The sequence below is a fragment of the Brachybacterium sp. NPDC056505 genome, assembly GCF_042794925.1.
Lineage (GTDB): Bacteria > Actinomycetota > Actinomycetes > Actinomycetales > Dermabacteraceae > Brachybacterium > Brachybacterium kimchii.
Genome location: NZ_JBHTSV010000004.1, coordinates 63,340 through 79,477, shown reverse-complemented (window position 1 = coordinate 79,477; position 16,138 = coordinate 63,340). Strand labels below are relative to the sequence as shown.

The 16,138-nt window shown below is 72.6% G+C and carries 11 protein-coding genes; 9 read left to right on the top strand and 2 right to left on the bottom strand.

Annotated features, from left to right (window positions below):
* Positions 1-175: 175 nt before the first annotated feature.
* From hrpA to ACFQ53_RS04350, 9 genes are all read left to right on the top strand, one after another.
* Positions 176-4,081 (top strand): ATP-dependent RNA helicase HrpA, encoded by a 3,906-nt coding sequence (gene hrpA, locus ACFQ53_RS04390; protein ID WP_377855859.1) that lies wholly within the window; start codon positions 176-178, stop codon positions 4,079-4,081.
* Between the two features lie 332 nt (positions 4,082-4,413).
* Positions 4,414-4,998 carry a hypothetical protein gene (locus ACFQ53_RS04385; RefSeq protein WP_377855856.1) on the top strand — a complete coding sequence of 195 codons (585 nt, stop codon included), beginning with the start codon at positions 4,414-4,416 and terminating at the stop codon, positions 4,996-4,998.
* Between the two features lie 109 nt (positions 4,999-5,107).
* Positions 5,108-6,559 carry an NAD-dependent malic enzyme gene (locus tag ACFQ53_RS04380; protein WP_377855853.1) on the top strand — a complete coding sequence of 484 codons (1,452 nt, stop codon included), beginning with the start codon at positions 5,108-5,110 and terminating at the stop codon, positions 6,557-6,559.
* Positions 6,560-6,672: 113 nt separating this feature from the next.
* Positions 6,673-7,875: an exo-beta-N-acetylmuramidase NamZ domain-containing protein gene (locus tag ACFQ53_RS04375; protein WP_377855851.1), complete on the top strand. Its 1,203-nt coding sequence runs from the start codon at positions 6,673-6,675 to the stop codon at positions 7,873-7,875.
* The gene (locus ACFQ53_RS04370) at positions 7,872-9,008 is read left to right on the top strand and encodes a GNAT family N-acetyltransferase (RefSeq protein ID WP_377855848.1); all 1,137 of its coding nucleotides are present in this window, start codon (positions 7,872-7,874) and stop codon (positions 9,006-9,008) included. Before ACFQ53_RS04375 ends, ACFQ53_RS04370 begins: the two co-directional genes overlap by 4 nt.
* The gene (locus tag ACFQ53_RS04365) at positions 9,005-10,714 is read left to right on the top strand and encodes an ABC transporter substrate-binding protein (RefSeq protein ID WP_377855845.1); all 1,710 of its coding nucleotides are present in this window, start codon (positions 9,005-9,007) and stop codon (positions 10,712-10,714) included. Before ACFQ53_RS04370 ends, ACFQ53_RS04365 begins: the two co-directional genes overlap by 4 nt.
* 11 nt (positions 10,715-10,725) lie before the next feature.
* Entirely contained in the window at positions 10,726-11,703 is a 978-nt protein-coding gene (locus ACFQ53_RS04360; RefSeq protein ID WP_377855842.1) for an ABC transporter permease, read from the top strand.
* A 3-nt stretch (positions 11,704-11,706) separates the two neighbouring features.
* A complete protein-coding gene (locus tag ACFQ53_RS04355; protein WP_377855839.1) occupies positions 11,707-13,593 on the top strand; it encodes a dipeptide/oligopeptide/nickel ABC transporter permease/ATP-binding protein in 1,887 nt (628 codons plus the stop codon).
* Positions 13,590-14,498 (top strand): ABC transporter ATP-binding protein, encoded by a 909-nt coding sequence (locus ACFQ53_RS04350; RefSeq protein ID WP_377855837.1) that lies wholly within the window; start codon positions 13,590-13,592, stop codon positions 14,496-14,498. The genes ACFQ53_RS04355 and ACFQ53_RS04350 overlap by 4 nt, the downstream gene beginning before the upstream one ends.
* Here ACFQ53_RS04350 and ACFQ53_RS04345 read toward each other — a convergent pair.
* Both ACFQ53_RS04345 and ACFQ53_RS04340 read right to left on the bottom strand, forming a co-directional pair.
* Positions 14,413-14,844, bottom strand: a complete 432-nt coding sequence (locus tag ACFQ53_RS04345) for a VanZ family protein (protein WP_377855834.1) — start codon at positions 14,842-14,844, stop codon at positions 14,413-14,415. The genes ACFQ53_RS04350 and ACFQ53_RS04345 overlap by 86 nt on opposite strands.
* Positions 14,841-16,097, bottom strand: a complete 1,257-nt coding sequence (locus ACFQ53_RS04340) for a serine hydrolase domain-containing protein (protein ID WP_377855831.1) — start codon at positions 16,095-16,097, stop codon at positions 14,841-14,843. The genes ACFQ53_RS04345 and ACFQ53_RS04340 overlap by 4 nt, the downstream gene beginning before the upstream one ends.
* Between the last annotated feature and the right edge of the window lie 41 nt (positions 16,098-16,138).

Genomic DNA, 16,138 nt, shown 5'->3' with positions numbered 1-16,138 from the left:
GTGTCTCCTCCTCGAGAGCCGTCGCCCGTCACCTTATCCGCCCCCTGCGCGGGTGTGCGCGTTCAGCGGGAGAACGCGCACGGATGCCGATGGACGGCGGCGGTGCCCGGCCGCGCAGGAGGGCGCCGGGAATCGGGGCGACCCCGATGCCTCCGAACGCCTAGCATGTCCCATCATGAGCGCGCGCCCGAGCACCACCGAGAACCACCCCGAGGCACCGCAGCTCGCGATCACCTACCCGGGCGAGCTGCCCGTCTCCCAGCAACGCGAGGAGATCCTCTCGGCGCTCCGGGAGAACCAGGTCGTCGTCATCGCCGGCGAGACCGGATCCGGCAAGACCACGCAGATCCCCAAGATGCTCCTCGAGCTCGGCTTCGGAGGGAACGGCAGGGTCATCGGCCACACGCAGCCGCGACGGCTCGCCGCGCGCAGCGTCGCGAGTCGCATCGCCTCCGAGCTGGGGGAGAAGCTCGGCGAGGGGACCGTCGGCTACCAGGTGCGCTTCACCAAGGAGGTCGCCCGCGGCGCCCGGCTGAAGCTCATGACCGACGGCATCCTGCTGGCCGAGCTCGGATCGGACCGCCTGCTGCGCCGCTACGGCGCGATCATCATCGACGAGGCCCACGAGCGCTCGCTCAACATCGACGTCATCCTCGGCTACCTCCGGCAGATCCTCCCTCAGCGCCCCGATCTCAAGGTCGTCATCACCTCGGCGACCATCGACCCCGAGCGCTTCGCCCAGCACTTCGCCACCAGCGGGGCCGACGGCGAGATGCACCCGGCGCCCGTCCTCGAGGTCTCCGGGCGCACCTATCCCGTCGAGGTCCGCTACCGGCCGCTCGTGATCGACGCGGAGGTCGCCGCCGAGGAGGCCTCGGAGGCCGACGAGCTCGAGGACATCCACTCCATCGAGCGCGACCTCGACGAGGCGATCATCGACGCGGTCGACGAGCTCGCCGCCGAGGGCCCCGGCGACATGCTCGTCTTCCTGCCCGGCGAGCGCGAGATCCGCGAGATCCGCGACAGCCTCGACCAGCACCTGGGCTCGGGAGGCCGGGGCCGTCTGCCCACCGAGGTGCTGCCCCTGTTCGGTCGGCTCTCGGCGAGCGACCAGCAGCGGATCTTCTCGCCGCGCCCTGCGGGCACCCATCGGCGGATCATCCTGTCGACCAACGTCGCCGAGACCTCGCTGACCGTCCCCGGCATCACCTACGTGATCGACTCGGGCCTGGCCCGCATCTCCCGCTACTCCCAGCGCACCAAGGTGCAGCGCCTTCCGATCGAACCGATCTCCCAGGCCAGCGCCGACCAGCGCTCGGGCCGCTCGGGCCGCACCCACCCCGGCATCGCCATCCGCCTCTTCTCGCGCGAGGACTTCGAGACCCGCCCGGAGTTCACCGAGCCCGAGATCCTGCGCACCAACCTCGCCTCCGTCGTGCTGCTGATGACCTCCCTCGGGCTCGGGGACGTGGAGTCCTTCCCCTTCGTGGAGCCCCCGGCCACGCGCGCCGTGACCGACGGCGTGCGCCTGCTCGAGGAGCTGCGCGCCATCGAGACCGACCCGAAGGCGCCGGGCGGACGGCGTCTGACGGACATCGGCCGACTGCTCGCGCGCTTCCCGCTGGACCCCCGGATGGCGCGCATGCTCATCGAGGCCGACCGCCTCGGCGCGCTGCGCGAGGTCCTCGTGATCGTCGCGGGACTCTCGATCCAGGACCCGCGCGAGCGTCCGCTCGGCTTCGAGCAGCAGGCCAAGGAGAAGCACAGGCGCTTCGAGGACGAGACCAGCGACTTCCTGGGCCTCCTGAACCTCTGGAACCACCTGCAGGAGCGCCGCAAGGAGCTCTCCGGCAGCGCCTTCCGCCGCGAGGTACGCGGCGAGTACCTCCACTACCTGCGCATCCGCGAATGGTGGGACCTGCACTCGCAGCTGAAGGACATGGCGAAGGACGCCGATCTCCACCTCAACAAGAGCGAGGCCGATCCCGCGCGCATCCACCAGGCGCTGCTCGCGGGCCTCCTCTCCCACGTCGGCCTCTATGACGACCGCAGCCGCGAGTACTCCGGCGCCCGCGGCGCGCGGTTCGCGCTCTGGCCCGGCTCCGCGCTCGCCAGGAAGCGGCCCGAGCTGGTCATGGTCGCCGAGCTCGTGGAGACCTCCCGGCTCTGGGGGCGCACGGCCGCGAGGATCGACGCCGCCTGGGCCGAGGAGATCGGCGCGCACGTGGTGCGCCGCTCGCACTCCGAGCCCTACTGGTCGTCCAAGCAGGCCTCCGCGATGGCGCACGAGAAGGTCACCCTCTACGGGGTGCCGATCGTCGCCGACCACGTGGTGCCCTTCGGCCGTGTGAATCCCGAGCTCGCTCGGGACATCTTCCTGCAGAACGCGCTCGTCGAGGGGGACTGGCGGACCCGCCACCACTTCTTCCGCGACAACCGGGCGCTCATCGCGCGGCTCGAGGAGCTCGAGGCGAAGACCCGTCGGCGCGACCTCCTCATCGGCGACGAGCAGGTCTTCGCGTTCTACGACGCGCGCATCCCCGCCGATGTCCTCTCCGGCCGCCACTTCGACGCCTGGTGGAAGAAGCAGCGGCACCTCACCCCCGACCTGCTCACGCTCACCGAGGACGATCTGCTCGCGGCCGACGAGTCCGTCACCGCCGCGATCCAGGCCGACTTCCCCGACACCTGGGTGCAGGGCGATCTCACGCTCCCGCTCAGCTACTCCTTCGGGGACGTCGGCGCGCGCGGCAGCGACGGCGTCACCGCGACGATCCCGCTCGCGGTGCTCAACCGCGTCACCCCGCGCGGCTTCGACTGGCTGGTCCCCGGCATGCGCGAGGAGCTCGTCACCGAGCTCATCCGATCCCTGCCCAAGCCCCTGCGCCGCCACCTGGTCCCCGCCCCCGAGCGCGCGAAGGCGGTCGCGGCGACCCTCCACGACGACGACCCGGACGCCGGCGAGGCGTTCGTCGAGGCGGCGGCCGACGAGCTCGTCGCCCTCCCCGGCGTCCCGCAGGACCTCGAGCTGTACGGGCCGGAGTTCGACCTCACCCGCATCCCCGCCCATCTGCGCATGCACTTCCGGGTGGTCGACGCGAAGGGCCGGGAGATCGGCGCGGGCGACGACCTCGGCGCGCTCCAGAAGCGCCTGAAGACGCGCATGGACGCCTCCGTCACCACGCAGGGCGAGGACCTCGCCCGCCGCGACCTCGCAGCCTTCCCCGAGGCGGGCGTCCCCGAGGTGCATCGCAGCCGCGTGGAGGGCCTCGAGGTGACAGGGCACCCGGCGCTGGTCGCCGTGCGCGGGGCCGACGGGCAGGTCGAACGGGTGGACCTCAAGGTCCTCGCGACCGCCGAGGAGCAGGCGAGCGCGCACCCCGAGGGCGTGATCGCGCTCGTGGACCGCGAGCTGCACCCGGACCTCGCCTCCGTGCTGAACGCGCTGCCGAACCCCACCAAGCTCGCCGTCGCCCAGTCCCCGTACCCCTCGAGCGCGGCCCTCCTGGCCGACGCCTCCGCGGCCGCGACCGCGCATCTGGTGGGCGATGCGGGCGCCGTGCGCACGCGCGAGCAGTTCGACGCGGCGCTCGCGCGGGTCCGCTCGGAGCACGACCGGGTCGCGGCGCAGGCCGTGCGCGACGCCGCCGCGGCCCTCGCCGCCCACGCGAAGCTCGCGAAGTCGCTCGGACGCGTGTCCTCGCTGACGATCCTCCAGCAGCTCACGGAGATCCGCGAGCACGCCTCGCGCCTGGTGGGGGAGCGCTTCGTCTCCCGCACGGGGGTCGAGCACCTGGGCGACCTGGTGCGCTACCTGCGCGCCGACGGGATCCGACTGGAGAAGCTCGAGGAGAACGCTCCGCGCGACGCGAAGCTCGCCTGGCAGGTCCACGACGTCGAGCAGCTGTGGGAGCGCGCTCGCGCGAAGCTGTCCCGCTCCCGCGCCGCCCAGGAGGACGCGATGCGCATCCCGTGGCTGCTGGAGGAGTACCGGGTGAGCCTGTTCGCGCAGACCCTGGGCACCCGCGAGACCGTCTCCGACAAGCGCCTGCGCGCGGCGATCGCGGCGCTCCCGGCCTGAGCCGTCACCGCGGGACGTGACACACGCCCCCTGATCCGTGTGCTCGCAGCCACCTCCGCCGATCGCATACGCAACTTTTGCGTTCGCCGTGGTGAGCGCACTGCGGAGGATCCCGGAGGGCGCTGGGCGGCGTCTGAACGCCCGCTCGACCGGTCACGATGAGGTCACGGGGCGCGCGTGGGCCCCGGGTCAAGGAGTTCATGCCTGCGCAAAGACCGGCGGTCCGACTCGGGCGAACCGGACAGACGCCCTGTTCACGGCGCTTCGTGCGCTCGCTAGCGTCATCGGCGTCCTTCCGGATCCCGGAACCTCAGACCTCGAAGGTGCCTCGCATGACCCTCTCCCGCCGCCGCCTGCTCTTCGCCGGGACCATCGGACTGACCGCCCTCGCCACGGCCGCCCCGGCCATGGCCGCCGACGCCGACTCCGACGACTGGACCGAGTCGTTCATGACGCGCGCCGAGACCCGCGAGGGCTTCGCGCTGGACGCGATGGACGACTGGCAGGTCGAGAACGCGCGCTTCATCATCGCCGTCTGCAAGGGCCACGACATCAGCGCCCACGGCACCCAGATCGTGCTCGCGACCGCGATCGTCGAGACGTGGCTGTACAACTACCAGCCGGCCGTCGACCTCGACTCCGGCGGACTCTTCCAGCAGCGCCCCTCCGCGGGATGGGGCAGCGCGGCCGAGGTGCGCCACAAGCAGAAGGCGATCGACGCGTTCCTCGGCCTCGGCGACCACTCGAGCGCCCCGGGCCTGCTCGACGTCGCCCCCGATTACGACGACTGGGACCTCGGCGAGGCCGCCCAGGCCGTCCAGCAGTCCGCCTACCCCGACCGCTACGCCGAGCAGGCCTCCGCCGCGAAGAGCCTGTGGGAGCGCTACTCCGACGACGTGAAGTCCTTCGAGGGCTGAGAGGGACGCGCAGCCCCCGTACGGGCGCTCGGACACGGCGGGGATCCCTCCCGGGCGCGCCGCGCCGCGGCGTCCCGCAGCGGCGGCCCACGACGTTACGATGAGCCGCATGTCACCGGCGCCATCAGTCAGCTACTCCATCACCATCCGTCTCGAGTTCGCCGCCCACTCCGCGGCGGTCAGCGACATCACCGGGACCATCGAGGCGCACCGCGCCCTGGTCACCGCGCTCGATGTCTCCGCCTCCGGGCCCGAGCGGATGCGCGCGGACCTCACCGTCCTCACCGCGGACAACGACCACGCCATGGAGGTGGTCGAGGCCCTCAAGGACCTCGAGGGGGTTGAGCTCGGCAAGGTCTCGGACCGCACGTTCCTCGCGCACCTGGGCGGCAAGCTCACCGTCGAGTCGAAGGTCCCGATCCGCCACCGCGACGACCTCTCGATGGTCTACACCCCGGGCGTCGCGCGCGTCGTGAAGGCGATCGCCGAGCACCCCGAGGACGCCCGCAGCCTCACCATCAAGCGCAACACCGTCGCCGTCGTCTCCGACGGCTCCGCGATCCTGGGCCTGGGCGATCTGGGCCCGCTCGCCGCGATGCCCGTCATGGAGGGCAAGGCCGCCCTCTTCAAGCGCTTCGCGGACATCGACGCCTTCCCGATCTGCCTGGACGCCCACTCCGTCGAGGACATCGTCTCCCACGTGAAGGCGATCGCCCCGGTGTTCGCCGGCATCAACCTCGAGGACATCTCGGCCCCGCGCTGCTTCGAGATCGAGGACCGCCTGCGCCAGGAGCTGGACATCCCCGTCTTCCACGACGACCAGCACGGCACGGCGATCGTCGTGGTCGCCGCGCTGCGCAACGCCCTGCGCGTGGTCGGCAAGAACATCGCCGACGTGCGCATCGTGCTCTCCGGAGCGGGCGCCGCCGGCACCGCGATCCTGCGCCTGCTGCGCGCCGCGGGCGCCCGCGACGTGGTCGTCACCGACATCGACGGCATCGTCCACGAGGGCAGGGAGAACCTCGAGGGCCGCCTGCCCTGGATCGCCGAGGTCACGAACCCCCGGCAGCTGACCGGCACGCTCAGCGACGCCATCACCGGGGCCGACGTGTTCATCGGCGTGAGCGCCGGGAACATCCTCACCGCGGACGACGTCTCGCGGATGGCGGAGCGCTCGATCGTCTTCGCGATGGCGAACCCGACCCCGGAGATCGATCCGGCGGAGGCCGCCAAGCACGCCGAGGTCGTCGCGACCGGCCGCAGCGACTTCGCGAACCAGATCAACAACGTGCTCGCCTTCCCCGGGGTGTTCCGCGGTCTGCTCGACGCGCGCGCGACGAACGTCTCGGACCGGATGCTGCTGGCGGCCTCGAAGGCCCTGGCCGACGTCGTCTCCTCCGAGGAGCTCAACCCGACCTACATCGTGCCCAGCGTCTTCAACGAGGGCGTCACCAAGGCGGTCGCCGCAGCGGTGGAGCACGTCGCGCGCGAGGAGGCCGGCACCGTGGACACGATCACCGGCGCGATCCCCGCGGTGTACGCGGAGGAGATCCACCTCTGAGCCGAGGCTCCGTGCCTCCGGGCGGTCGGTCCGCAGTGTCCTTCCGCCCCGTGAAAGCACCAAGTTCACCGAAAACGGGTGACACGCGGAGGTAACTTCTCTACTCTCGAGGGATGTTCCCTGCGTCACACCAGAGGGTGTCGGGGCTCGATGCCCTGCTCGCGGACCCCGGGAGGCTCGAGGCCGAGCTCCCGGGGTGCGCGCGTCCCGGCCTGCTGACGAACTTCGCGGCCACCGCCTCCGACCTGCGGCGCGGAGTCGACGCCCTCGTCGAGGCCGGGATCCGCCCGCACTGCCTGATCGCCCCCGAGCACGGGTACTGGGGCAGCGAGCAGGCGGGCGAGGGCGGCGCGGACCAGCGTGATCCTGCGACCGGCATCCCGGTGCTGTCCTCCTATGGGGTGCACGGAGACGATCTGGTCGCCCTGCTCGAGCGCAGCGGCGTCGACGGACTCCTCGTCGACCTGCAGGACATCGGCTGCCGCTTCTATACCTATCCCTGGTCGATGGTCGACGCCATGCGGGCCTGCGCCCGCCTCGGCCTGCCGGTGCACGTCCTGGACCGCCCGGCCCCGCTGCCCGCCGCGCCCCTGGGCCCCGGTCTCGACCCCGCCTGCGCGAGCTTCGTGGGGCGCATGAACATCCCCCTGCGCCACGGAGGCCGTCTGGGCGACGTGGCCCGTCATGCCGCGGCCCACCACCTCGAGGACCCTCTCGAGCTCTCCGTCACCCCCGCACCGGGAGCCGACGGGGCCGCCCGCTGGGTGCCGCCCTCCCCGAACATGCCGACGACCACCGCGCTCGCGCTCTACCCGGGCACGGGCCTCGTCGAGGGCACCACGTGGAGCGAGGGGCGAGGGACCACGACACCCTTCGAGGTCCTCGGCGCACCCTGGGCCGACCGCCGCTTCGCGGACGCCCTCCGCGAGCTCGAGCTGCCCGGCATCCACGTGCGCGAGGTGCAGGTGCGCGCCACGCACGGGGACTTCGCCGGCCAGATCCTCCACGGTGTCCAGCTCCACCTCGCCGACGATCCCGCCGCGCTCGTCGGCGGCGCTCGCACCGACAGCGGGACCGCGACGAGCGAGGGCTTCGACCCGATCCGCATCGGGCACGGCGTGCTCGCGATCATGCGCGCCCAGCACCCCGGCGGGGACCTCTGGCGCCGCAACGCCCCGGAGCGCCCGCCCTTCATCGACCTGCTCTGGGGATCGAGCGCCCTGCGCGAGGGCATCGACGACGGCGCCGAGCTCGCGGAGATCCTCGCCGCCTCGCCCTCTCCCGAGCTCCTCGACCGCGACGGAGGGGTCGCATGACGGGGACGGCGCCGGAGAGCGGGGCCATCCGTGTGCGCGAGGGTCTGCGCCGCGGGGATCTTGCGGCGCTCGCCGCCCTCACCGCGGGCACGGCGCGTCCCCTCACCGCGCAGGAGCTCGCGCTCCTCGTGCTCGTCGATCCCGATCCGCGGAGCTCGATCGTGCTGGTCGCCGAGGACACGGGGGACACCGAGGACAGCGCAGACACAGAGGGGCTCACGGGGGATCCGGCGCCGGTGGGCTTCGCGCACATCGCCGCGCAGGACGGCGCGGCGTATCTGGTCAGCGGCGCGGTGCACCCCGCGCACCGCCGCAGGGGCATCGGCACCCGTCTGCTCGACGCGGCGCTCGTGCACGCACGCCGGTGGGGCGCCGAGACCCTCGTGATCAGCGGGCGGCCTCGGGGCTACGCGGCGCCCGGCGTCGACGAGGCGGCCGACCCCGGCGCCGCCGCCTTCCTCCGCGCTCGCGGAGCGCACGGGGCGGGGAGCGCGCTCGCGATGGAGCGCGACCTCGCGGACCTCGCGGGCCCTGCGGAGGGCACCGGCGCGCACGAGCACGCAGGGGAGGGCCGACGGGGGAGCCAGGCCGATCGTGCGCTCCCGCCCGATCTCCGGATCGCGCCCTGCGCCCCCGAGGAGGTGCCCGAGATGCTCACCGCCGTGCGCCTCCGCCTGTCCGAGGACTGGGCGCAGCTGCTCGGCGCTCATGTCGCGCACCGCGCGGAGGAGGAGGCCCGCGGACATCCCTCGGCGGAGGGATCGGCAGGCCCGGCGGGCACGATCCTGCTCGCCCGGGACGCGGTGGGACCGGCGGGGGAGATCCTCGGCGTCGCCGCCTGGGACGTCGTCGGCGCGGACCCCGAGCGATTCGGTCCCATCGGCGTCCTGCCCGCCGCCCGCGGACGCGGGGTCGGCGGAGCCCTGCTCGATGCCGCCCTGGAGCGCATGGCCCGCGCGGGCGCCCGCCGCGCATGGTTCCAGTGGACCTCGGCGAGCGGCCCCGCCCACTGCATGTACCTCTCCCGAGGCTTCCGTCCGCTCGCGACCACCACCCCGTTCGAGCTCCCCGTCAGCCCCGCCGCCGTCCCGATCCCGGCAGTCCCGACCCCGAAGGAGAGGACGCGCCCATGACCGTCCCGTCCCCGCACCCCGACCCCGCCCCGTCCCCACACCCCGACCTGTCCCGTCCGCCGTCCTCCCCGCGCCCCGCGCGAAGGACCGTGCTCGGCGCCGCCGGCCTCACCGCCGTCGGACTCTCCTCCTGCGGCCCGGCCGCGCAGGACTCCGAGAACCCGCCGCTGCGCATCCACGCGAACGACATCACCGTGTACCAGCCGAACTTCAACCCGTACTCACCCACGGCCCTGCAGGGCGCGAGCGGACTCATCTTCGAGCCGCTCATGGTGTACACGGCCATGGACCCCGACAAGCCCGTGCCGTGGGTCGCCGAGAAGATCACCTTCGGCGACGACGGCACGAGCGCGGAGATCCTCGTGCGGGAGGGCATCGTGTTCACCGACGACCATCCGCTCACCGCCGAGGACGTCGAGTACTCCCTGCTCATGCTCCGGGACAAGCCCGCGACCAACGGCTCCGCGCTGCCCGTCAAGGATGCGAAGCGCACGGGGGAGCGCACCGTGGAGGTCTCCTTCGAGGGGCCCTCGTTCGCGCACGCGCCGACGCTGGGCGGCTCCTACGTCGTCCCCAAGCACATCTTCGAGAACCTCGACGTCGAGAAGGACGCGATCGCGGAGCCCGTCGGCTCCGGTCCCTACATGCTCGATCGCTTCTCCGACCAGCTCTACACCTTCCGCCGCAACGAGAAGCACTGGGCGGTGGGCGATTTCGAGGTCCCCGAGCTCTACTACCCCTCGTACTCCACGGAGACCTTCAACACCGCGCTGCAGGCCGGCGAGATCGACTGGTCCGGAGGGTTCGTCGCCAACGTCGACAAGATCTTCGTCGCGAAGGACCCCGAGCACCGCGGCTACTACTACCCGGGCCTGGGCGTGGTGAACCTGACCTTCAACCTCGAGAAGGACCTCTGGCAGGACCTCGAGCTGCGCCGCGGCATCTCGCTCGCGATCGACCGCACGCAGATCGCCGACATCGCGATGCTCGGCTACGTCGGCCCGCCCCATCCCACCGCCCTGCCGCGGCCCACCTTCGAGCAGTACATCGCGAGGAGGTACCAGGGGAAGGAGTTCGAGTTCGACCCCGACAAGGCGGAGAAGGTCCTGGACGACGCCGGGTACCGGCGCGGGGCGGACGGCGTGCGCGCCGCCGAGGACGGCACCAAGCTGGAGTTCCCGCTGCAGATCCCCTCCGGCTTCGTCGACTGGGTGAGCGTCACCCAGGTGCTCAACGAGCAGCTGCAGAAGATCGGCGTCCGCTTCACCCCGCAGGGCGTCTCGATGGAGTCGTGGACGGAGAAGCGCAACGCCGGCAGCTTCGACGTCACGCTCTCCACGGTCTCGGCCGGCGCGAGCCCCTGGTTCATGTACCGCTCGATGCTCTCGAGCGAGCACCGCAGCAAGGACGGCACCGTGCTCGCGAACTTCCAGCGCTGGTACGACGACGACACCGACGAGCTCCTGAGCGCGTTCACCGCGACCGACGACGAGGCCGAGCAGCAGCGGTGCATCGACGGGCTCGAGGACGTCGTCGTCGAGAAGCTCCCGGCGCTGCCGCTGGTGACCGCCCCGAACTGGTTCAACTACAACACCGAGTCCTGGTCCGGATTCCCCGATCCCGACCATCCCTACGCGCTCGGCGCCCCCTACAGCCCGATCGACAGGATCCTGGTGCTGCGCGAGCTCACCCGGACCACCGACTGACGGAGGATGCGATGAAGTACCTCGCGCGCAAGATCGGGCTCTACGTGTTCATCGCGTGGGCGGCCCTCACCCTGAACTTCCTCATCCCGCGGCTCATGCCCGGCGACCCCGTGACCCTGCTGCTCGAGAGCTCCCAGGGGGCGACCGACCCCGAGGCCAAGCAGGCGATCGCCGAGGCCTACGGGGTCAGCGACGACCCGCTGCCCGTCCAGTACATCGACTACCTGAAGGACCTGCTGCACGGCGACCTGGGCACGTCCATCAGCCACTTCCCGGTGCCCGTCATCGACATCATCTCCCGCGCCCTGCCCTGGACCCTCGGGCTCGTGGGCGTGGCGACGATCGTGAGCTTCCTGCTGGGCACCGCCCTGGGCGTGCTCCTCGCGTGGCGCCGCGGCACCTGGTCCGACCACGTGCTGCCGGCCCTCACGTTCCTCAACGCCATCCCCTACTTCTGGATGGCGCTGATCCTGGTGCTCGTGCTCTCGGTCCACCTGAGCCTGTTCCCCAACGCCGGCGGCTACGAGAGGATCCTCTTCCCGGGCTGGACCCCGGAGTTCATCGGCTCGGTCCTCTACCACGCGCTGCTGCCCGCGATCACGATCGTCATCGGCTCCTTCGCCGGCTGGGTGCTCTCGATGCGCAACATGACCGTGACCGTGATGGGGGAGGACTACGTGTCCCTCGCCGAGGCCAAGGGCCTGCCGCCGCGGCGCGTGCTCGTCACCTATGCCGCCCGCAACGCGATCCTGCCCTCGATCACCGGTTTCGCCCTCTCGCTGGGCGCGGTCGTCGGCGGCTCGATGCTCACCGAGGTCATCTTCAACTACCCGGGCGTCGGATACACGCTGTTCAGCGCCGTGCAGGCCCAGGACTTCCCGCTCATGCAGGGCCTGTTCCTCATCATCTCCCTCGCGGTCATCGCCGCGAACCTCGTGGCCGATGTGGCCTACGTGTTCCTGGACCCGCGAACCCGGCAGGGGGCCTGACCCATGTCCACCACGAGAACGTCCCTCACCCGCCTCGTGCCCCGCAGCGGCAAGGTCCGCGCCGGGGTCCTCATCGTCGTGGTGTTCGTGCTGATCGCCGTGATCGGCCCGCTCACCGCCCGCTTCTCCCCGCAGGCGACCTCCTTCGACCTGCTGCGCGCGCCCTCGGCCGAGCACTGGATGGGCACCACCCAGACCGGCCAGGACGTCTATGCGCAGTTCGTCACCGGAGCGCGCGTCTCCCTGCTCGTGGGCCTCGTCGCGGGCGTCGTCTCCCAGGTGTTCTCCGTGATCATCGGGCTGCTCGGCGGGTACCTGCGCGGCGTCGCCGATGACCTCCTGTACATCCTCACCGCGGTGTTCCTGGTGATCCCGGGCATGCCGCTGCTGATCGTCCTCACCGGCTACCTGCCCAGCCGCGGCATGTTCGCGATCGCGGTGGTCATCGCGATCACCTCGTGGGCGGGCTCGGCGCGCGTCATCCGCGCGCAGACGATGTCCCTGCGCGGCCGCGAGTTCGTCGAAGCGGCGCGCGCGAGCGGGGAGTCCCGCACCCGGATCATGTTCGCCGAGGTGCTGCCGAACATGCTCCCGCTGGTCGCCTCCGGCTTCCTGTTCTCGGTGATCGGCGGCATCCTCTCCGAGGCGGGCCTGTCGTTCCTGGGCCTCGGGTCGCTGACCACGGTCTCCTGGGGATCGATGCTCTACTTCGCCCAGAGCGCGCAGGCGCTGCTCTCCGGCGCCTGGTGGTGGTACGTCCCGCCGGGCCTCGCGATCGCCGTGATCGGCGCGGGTCTCGCACTCATCAACTTCGGCATCGACGAGTACGCGAACCCACGGCTGCGCACGGGCTCCTCGCGCCACCGCGCCGTGCGCGGATCACTCGCCGCGGGCGGCGACGCCACCACGGCCGACGCCGCCGCCGGCGGGGCGGCGGTCAGCGCCGGGCCGACGGGTCCGACGGGCCCGGCGGCGCCGAAGGATCCCACGGCGCCATCGTCCCCGGCGACGTCGACGGGCACCGCGCTCGCCGACACCGTGCCGGAGGCGGACCCGGTGATCCGGCCGTCGGACGTGACCGGCGACCCCGTCATCGAGGCCGATCACCTGAGCGTCGACTACCCGACCGAGCACGGCACGGTGCACGCGGTCGACGACGTGACGCTCACCCTGCACCGCGGGGAGATCCTGGGCCTGGCCGGGGAGTCCGGCAGCGGCAAGTCGACGCTCACCAACGCCATCACCCGGATGCTGCGCCCGCCCGCGCGGATCGCCGGAGGATCGGTGACCTACACCGACGCCACCGGTGACCGGACGGACCTGCTCTCCCTGGACGCGCGCGGTCTGCGTGCGATCCGCTGGACCGAGATCGCCGTGGTCTTCCAGAGCGCCATGAACGCCCTGAACCCGGTCACGACGATCCACTCCCAGTTCGACGACGTCATCCGCGTGCACCGGCCCGACCTCGGCCCGGCCCGGCGCACCGAGCTCGCGCGCGAGCACCTGCGCCGCGTGGGCATCGACCCCGAGCGCCTGGGCGCTTACCCGCACGAGCTCTCGGGCGGGATGAAGCAGAGGGTCGCGATCGCGATCGCGCTGGTCCTCGAGCCGGACGTCATCTTCATGGACGAGCCGACCACGGCCCTGGACCTGCTGGTCCAGCGCGAGGTGCTCGATCAGATCGTGCGCCTGCGCGAGGAGTACGGCTTCGCGATCGTCTTCACGACTCACGACCTCGCCCTGCTGCTGGAGATCTCCGACTCGATCGCCGTCATGCGCCGCGGGCACCTGGTCGAGTACGGGCCCGCGGCCGAGATCTACCGCGACGCCCGCCACCCGTACACCCGGAGTCTCCTGGACTCCCTCGAAGCCCTCGGGAGCCTCGCATGAGCATCGCCGCCGCCGACCCCGGCACCCCCGACCCCAGCACCCCGGACACCGCCGCGCGCGGCGAGGTCGTCCTCGAGGGCAGGCACCTCGTCAAGGAGTACGGCGTGGGCGAGCGCCACGGCGTGCTGCGCCGCCGCCGCACCCTGCGCGCCGTCGACGACGTCTCCCTCGAGCTGCGCCGCGGGCAGGTCACCGCGCTGGTGGGCCAGAGCGGTTCGGGCAAGTCCACGCTGGGCCGCCTGCTCGCCCGCCTGGTGCCGCTCACCGGCGGGGAGATCCTCCTGCACGGGGATCGGGTGGCCGGCGGATCGGGCGGAGCCGGCGGCTCGGGCGGCACCTCGTCGCGCGAGTACACCGGGCAGGTCCAGCTGACGCTCCAGGACCCCTTCGCCTCGCTCAACCCGCTGCGCCGGATCAGTTACATCCTGGGTCGCGCCGTGCGGCTGCACCAGGATCCCTCCGGGGCCGACGAGGTGCGTGAGCGCAGCGCGGCGCTGCTCTCGCGGGTGGGCCTCGAGCCGGCCGAGCACTACCTGGACCGCTTCCCGCACGAGCTCTCGGGCGGGGAGCGCCAGCGCGTCTCCTTCGCCCGCGCGCTCGCCGCCGGTCCGTCCGTGCTGCTGGCCGACGAGCCCGTCTCGATGCTCGACGTGACGATCCGCAAGGCCATGCTGGACCTCATCGACGACCTGCGGCGCGAGGAGGACCTCGCGGTCCTCTACATCACCCACGACCTGGGCAGCGCGCGCCGCTACTCGAGCGAGGTCCTGGTCATGCACGAGGGGTGCGTGGTGGAGCGCGGGGAGTCCTCGCAGGTCATCAGCGATCCGCAGGACGAGTACACACGGCGTCTGCTCGCGGCCGCCCCGGATCCGCGGCGCTCGCTCGGGACGCCCGGCGACTGATCCTTCGGTCCGCGGCCCACGCGAGCACCCCGAGCGCGATCCCGACGAGGTCGGCGAGGACGTCCCCCGGGTCGGCCGAGCGGTGGGGGAGCAGCGCGCCCTGGAGGACCTCGATGAGCACGGCGTGGACCGCGGCGGCGAGCACCACCCAGCCGATCGGGAAGCGCGCCGCGGGCGCGAGCAGGCGGCCGAACGCCCAGACGGTGAGCGCGAAGACGCCCACGTGGTAGACCGTGTCGATGCCCACGGGGCCCGCCGGCCCGGTGTCGGGGACGCTGGGCAGGTAGAAGCCGAGGTTCGCGAGGAGCGCGAGGCCCGCGACGAGAAGGCGGCCGCGGGAGCTCACGCGCGCTGCCCTGCCGGTGCCGATGCAGACGCCGGGGCGAAGGCGAGGCGCGCCATCTCGCGGCGCGCGCCGAGCACCTCGAAGCGCTCGCGACGGGGGTGCACGCGGTTGGTCAGCAGCGCGGCGATCGCGCCCGTGGCGGGGTCCGCCCACAGGGCGGTGCCTGTGAACCCCGGGTGTCCCAGCACGCCGGGCACGAGCGAGCCGTCCGGCAGCTCCTGGCCGACCCTCACCCCGAGCCCCTGGCGCCACGGAGCGCCCGTGGTCGCGGGGAGGGACAGCTGATCGCGTGCGATCTCGCGTCGCAGATCCTCCGGGAGCCGGGGCCCGGGCGCCGTGCCCGCGAGCACGCGCGCGATCGCGAGGGCGTCGTCGAGGGTCGCGAACAGCCCCGCGTTGCCGACGCCGCCGAGGGCCCAGGCGGTCTCGTCGTGCACCGTGCCGCGCACGAGCCCGCGGGGCGGATCCTCCTGGAACTCGGTCGCCGCCGCGCGGTCACGGGCCTGCCCGTCGGGCCACCAGGCGGCGCGGGTCGCGCCGGCCGGACCCAGCACGCGCTCGTCGGCGAGGGCCGGAAGGTCCTTCCCGCCCAGGCGCGCGAGGATCTCGCCGAGCAGGATGAAGCCGATGCACGAGTAGGCGTGGGCGGTGCCGGGCGCGGCGGCGAGCTCCGCGCGGCCGATCTCCGCGAGGCGCTGCTCGCGCGTGCCGACGATGCGCCACAGCGGCATCGTGGGAGGCAGTCCCGCGGTGTGCGTGAGCAGGTGGCGCACCGTGATCCGCGCGTCGGGCACGAGGACCGGATCCAGCAGGTCCGCGGCACTGCCCTCGAGGTCCAGGGACCCGTCCGCGATCAGGGTCGCGGCGGTGAGCGCGGTGACGACCTTGGTCACCGAGGCCATGTCGAAGAGCGTCTCGGGTCCGACGGGCTCCACCGGGCCGACGGCGCCGCCCGGGCCCATCGGGTCGGAGGGATGCACGGGGTCCGCACTCCCGGCAGGGTCCTCGGACAGCGGCGACCCGTCGGCCGCGAAGCTCACGGTGGCTCCGCCGAAGATCCGCAGGGAGCCGCCGTCGGGCGCGTCGAGCCCGCCGATGCCTGCGGCGACCGCGCCCGCGCCCTCGTGGGAGTCCACGACAGCGCCGTCGGCCGCTGCTCCGGCGGCGCCTCTCCGCCCGCCGCGCGCGCCGGCGAGCAGCGCGTCGACGAGGGCCTGCAGGCCCTCCTGCGGGGCGTCGGGCCTCGCGCTCACGTGATCCCCCTCCACACCGGATGCTCCATGGGTGTCCGATC

Bases quoted from the DNA above. Each gene is read 5' to 3' on its own strand.
- hrpA (WP_377855859.1), top strand. From the start codon at position 176: ATGAGCGCGCGCCCGAGCACCACCGAGAACCACCCCGAGGCACCGCAG.
- ACFQ53_RS04375 (WP_377855851.1), top strand. From the start codon at position 6,673: ATGTTCCCTGCGTCACACCAGAGGGTGTCGGGGCTCGATGCCCTGCTC.
- ACFQ53_RS04380 (WP_377855853.1), top strand. From the start codon at position 5,108: ATGTCACCGGCGCCATCAGTCAGCTACTCCATCACCATCCGTCTCGAG.
- ACFQ53_RS04350 (WP_377855837.1), top strand. From the start codon at position 13,590: ATGAGCATCGCCGCCGCCGACCCCGGCACCCCCGACCCCAGCACCCCG.
- ACFQ53_RS04365 (WP_377855845.1), top strand. From the start codon at position 9,005: ATGACCGTCCCGTCCCCGCACCCCGACCCCGCCCCGTCCCCACACCCC.
- ACFQ53_RS04370 (WP_377855848.1), top strand. From the start codon at position 7,872: ATGACGGGGACGGCGCCGGAGAGCGGGGCCATCCGTGTGCGCGAGGGT.
- ACFQ53_RS04360 (WP_377855842.1), top strand. From the start codon at position 10,726: ATGAAGTACCTCGCGCGCAAGATCGGGCTCTACGTGTTCATCGCGTGG.
- ACFQ53_RS04385 (WP_377855856.1), top strand. From the start codon at position 4,414: ATGACCCTCTCCCGCCGCCGCCTGCTCTTCGCCGGGACCATCGGACTG.
- ACFQ53_RS04355 (WP_377855839.1), top strand. From the start codon at position 11,707: ATGTCCACCACGAGAACGTCCCTCACCCGCCTCGTGCCCCGCAGCGGC.